The organism is Calidithermus terrae (assembly GCF_003574345.1).
Lineage (GTDB): Bacteria > Deinococcota > Deinococci > Deinococcales > Thermaceae > Calidithermus > Calidithermus chliarophilus.
In genome coordinates this window covers 1-3,941 of sequence record NZ_QXDL01000294.1, presented here as the reverse complement: position 1 = coordinate 3,941, position 3,941 = coordinate 1, and the positions used below count along the sequence as shown (strand labels likewise).

Below are 3,941 nucleotides of genomic sequence, written 5' to 3'. Positions count from 1 at the left end.
GCCTACGGCCACCCCCTCGCGGGCATGCCGCCGGGTCAAGGTGCGGCCCGCACCCCCGCGTACGCGGGCGCCGAGGCCCGGCGGCATGCCCGCGAGGGGGTGGCCGTAGGCCGTACCGGCTCTGCCGGTGACCTGGGGTCCCTCGGGGGCCGCCAGGGGGAGCAGGTTTCCGGCGTACGCCGGGTCGCGTACCGCGATGCCCTCGCCATGTGGAATGGCCTCCCCCTCCGGCCCCTGACGGCGGAACGAGGGTCGCCAAACCAACCTTCCGTCTTGACGCCGCCCCGCCCAACCCCTACCATCGGGGCTAACCCTGCGCTTCAGGGCCACAACCAGCACGTTCTTCTATCCAGAGCAGTCGAGGGAACGGCCCGACGACACTGCGGCAACCTGTAGCCGCCGCTCGCCCATCACCGAGCAGGCCGCTACGTTTGGTGCTAACTCCGCCTCGAGCCCCCGTCGCTAGGCACAGCGAAAGGCCCGGGGAAAGATAGAAGAAGGGCTCGAGCCCTTCTTCGGGAGAACGTCCGAGGAGGGGATTTTTGTGGACTTTTCGACCCTGGCGGTACTCAGCGGCTTGCCCGACGACCCCCACCACGCGGTGGGCCTGCCCATCTACGCGACGGCGGCCTACAGCTTCGAGAGCCTCGAGGAAGGCGCGCACAAGTTCGCCACCAGCGAGGGCTACACCTACACCCGCCTGCAAAACCCCACCGTGGCCGCGCTCGAGCAGCGCCTGAGCGCCCTCGAGGACGCCATCGGCGCGGTGTGCCTGGCCTCAGGCCAGGCCGCGAGCTTCGCCGCGCTGCTCGCGCTGGTGCGCTCGGGGGACGAGGTCGTCGCCAGCCCCGGGCTCTTCGGCGGCACGGTCGGGCTCTTGGGCCAGGTCTTCGGCCTCATGGGCGTCAGGGTTCACTTCGTGGCGCCAGAGGTCGAGGCGGTGCGGGCGGTGCTGAACGAGCGCACCCGGGCCGTCTTCACCGAGGTGCTGGGCAACCCCTCGCTCGAGCTCCCCGACCTGGCGGGCCTGGCCCGGCTGTGCGAGGCGCACGGCGTGGCCCTGATCGTGGACAACACCTTCGGGGCGGTGGGCGCGCTGGCGCGGCCCCTCGAGCACGGCGCCCACGCCGTCACCCACAGCCTGACCAAGTGGGCCAGCGGGCACGGCTCGATCCTGGGCGGGGCGGTGCTGGCCCGCTCGAGCGAGGTCTGGCGGAACTACCCGCAGTTCACCACCCCCGACCCGCAAGGCCGCGTCCCCTGGGAAGCCGCCGGCCCGCGATGTTTCCTCGAGCGCGTCCGGCAGCTCGGCCTCTCGCTGGGCGGGATGGTGCTCTCCCCCTTCAACGCCTACCTGCTCTTCCAGGGCGTCGAGACCGTCGAGCTGCGGGTCGAGCGGGCCTGTAGGAGCGCCCTCGAGGTCGCGGCCTGGCTGCAGGAGCAGCCCCAGGTGGCCTGGGTGCGCTACCCCGGCCTCCCCGGCGACCCGGCCCACGCCCGGGCCGCGCAGTACCTGCGCGGCGGCTTCGGCAGCATCCTGGCCTTCGGCGTGAAGGGCGGGCTCGAGGGGGCCAGCCGCTTCCTGGCCCGCCTGCGGGTCATCCAGGCCCCCAACGTCGGCGACGCCCGCACCCTGGCCGTGCACCCCTGGACCACCACCCACGGCCGCATCCCCGAGGCCGCCCGCCTGGCCGCCGGGGTCCGGCCCGAGATGATCCGCTTCTCGGTGGGCCTGGAGAGCCCCAGGGACGTCCGGGCCATGCTGGCCGAGGCGCTGGCGGCGGTGGAGGCGGTGGGCGAGGCGGGGTGAGCGGCCTCGAGCCCCCCGCCGCCCCTTCCCGCCTTTCCCCGACTGCGAGCCAACTCATCCTCGGGGCACCGCCCCCGGGCTATCATGAGGCAATCCCCGGCGTTCCCCGGGGAAATTCGCTACCTTCGAGGAGGTACCGCACCAACGGATCGGCCGCGCCCCGGCAGGGGGCGCACCCGGGCGCGAGCAAGCGCGAAACTCGACGAACTGCCACCATGCCGTATGCCACGGCACGATGGAGCGACTAAGTCGGCAGGGTGATGCCCGAGCATCCACAACAATTCTCGGGAGAAAGGTCAGAAGAAGTGTAGAAAAAAAGGTGTTCGCATGACGACGCTCGTGATCGGAGCCGGTATTGCGGGTTTGGCCGCAGCCCAAGACCTCACGGCAGCAGGACACAAGGTCCGAATCCTTGAAGCCAGAGACCGCGTCGGAGGACGCATCCACACCGACCGCGACTTCGCGGGGGTTCCGGTCGAACTCGGGGCCGAGTTCGTCCACACCAGCGTGGTTCCCACCTGGGAAATCCTCAACCAACACCGGATCAAAACCCACTACATCAACCAGCAGAGCGACCTTTGGATCCGCCTGCCGGACGGCCGTTTGCGCACGGTGGGCGAAGAAGTCTGTTTTTCGGGCGTGCGGGCTTTGGGCTGGCCCGAGGCGCAGGGCGAGGAGTCGGTCGCGGCCTACCTCCGGCGCCTGGGCCTCGACGCGCACCGCGCCCCCTACAAGATGCAGGAGTACGTCTCCGACTACGGCGACCCCGAGCAGCTCTCGGCCCGGGCCGCGCTCGAGTTCATGCTCGACCCCACCTCGGAGGAGGGCGACTACCGCCCCCTGCCGGGCTATGACCGCGTGGTTCAGGCCCTGGCCGAAGGGCTCGACGTCGAGCTAGGTGCCGTGGTGGACACCGTCGCCTGGGGCGGCCCCGGCGTCACAGTGATCCTCAAGGACGGCCGGGCCTACAGCGCCGACCAGGCGGTGATCACCCTGCCGGTGGGGGTGCTCAAGGCCGGGAAGGTGCGCTTCTTGCCCGAGCTGCCCGAGTGGAAGCTCTCGGCGCTGCGGCGGCTGGGGGTGGCGACGGTGCTCAAGCTGGTCTACCGCTTCGAGCAGCCCGTCCTCCCCGAGGGCGTCAACGGGCTGTACGTCTGCGGCGGGCTGCCCGACGAGTGGTGGTCGAGCTCGAAGGGCCAGGACTACGGCGGCGAGGTCATGACCGCCTTCGCCGCCGGGGCGAAGGCGCGGCGGCTGCTCGAGCTCGGCCAGGAGGGCGCGCTCGAGGCCGGCCTCGCCACCCTGCGCCAGGCCCTGGGCCGCCCCGGCCTCACCCCCAGCGCCCGGACCTGGAGCCAGTGGCAGGACGACCCCTACGCCCTGGGCGCCTACAGCATGGCCGTCACGGGCGCCACCGACGCTCGAGCCATCCTGGCGCGACCGCTCGAGCAGAAGCTGTTCTGGGCCGGGGAGGGCACCGCCTCCAACGCCTGGGCGGGGACCGTCCACGGGGCCCTGCAAAGCGGCCGCCGGGCCGCACAGGAAGTGCTGGCGCTGCGCAACCCGACGCTGGCCCTGCCGGAGCTCGCCCGGCCGGCGGCCAAGGCGTTGTAGCCCCTTTTGGAGTGAAGGCCCCCCGGGAGTTGCGGGGGGTTATTTCGTTGGGGTCGATAGCCGGACGCCGGGCGCGGGTCGTACGTCGTACGCCGTACGCAATACGCCAAACGCAAGACGCCAAACGCCAGACGCCTGGTTCCCCCCTTAGCAAGGGGGGTTAGGGGGGATATCCCCTCCCCGCCAGCGGGGAGGGGTTTACCAAGAGCCACACGCTTACCGCTGAAGGCTGACGGCTGAAAGCTGATAGCTGACGGCTTACCGCCGGTAGGGAGAGGTCCCCACAAGCCTTCAACCGCCCTGCCCGAGCAGCCATACCCCCACCAGCAGGCCGGCGTTCTCCCCCACCTCGACCAGCGCGCCGTATACGTCGCCGGAGAGGCCGCCGCCGAGGCGGGGGGCGGCCCAGCGGGCCAGGAGCAGGGCGGTCAGGAGGACGGCCAGGGCGGGCCAGGGGAATAGGGCGGCGCGGTGCGCGTCGAGGCCCAGGCGCCGGAGGTAGGCCGCGACCGACTCC

3 protein-coding genes and 1 riboswitch are annotated in these 3,941 nt (G+C 71.5%); of the genes, 2 read left to right on the top strand and 1 reads right to left on the bottom strand.

The genetic code is table 11. The features are described from left to right. Positions 1-342 precede the first annotated feature (342 nt). Positions 343-497, top strand: a riboswitch (SAM riboswitch). Positions 498-544: 47 nt separating this feature from the next. Then, entirely contained in the window at positions 545-1,810 is a 1,266-nt protein-coding gene (locus tag Mterra_RS19550; protein ID WP_119316646.1) for an O-acetylhomoserine aminocarboxypropyltransferase/cysteine synthase family protein, read from the top strand. A gap of 327 nt (positions 1,811-2,137) precedes the next feature. Beyond that, the gene (locus tag Mterra_RS19545) at positions 2,138-3,424 is read left to right on the top strand and encodes a flavin monoamine oxidase family protein (protein ID WP_119316645.1); all 1,287 of its coding nucleotides are present in this window, start codon (positions 2,138-2,140) and stop codon (positions 3,422-3,424) included. 291 nt (positions 3,425-3,715) lie between these two features. On the opposite strand, the gene Mterra_RS19540 is transcribed toward Mterra_RS19545, so the two are convergent. Then, positions 3,716-3,941: adenosylcobinamide-GDP ribazoletransferase (locus Mterra_RS19540; protein ID WP_176582561.1), on the bottom strand; the 226-nt coding region annotated here is incomplete at its 5' end.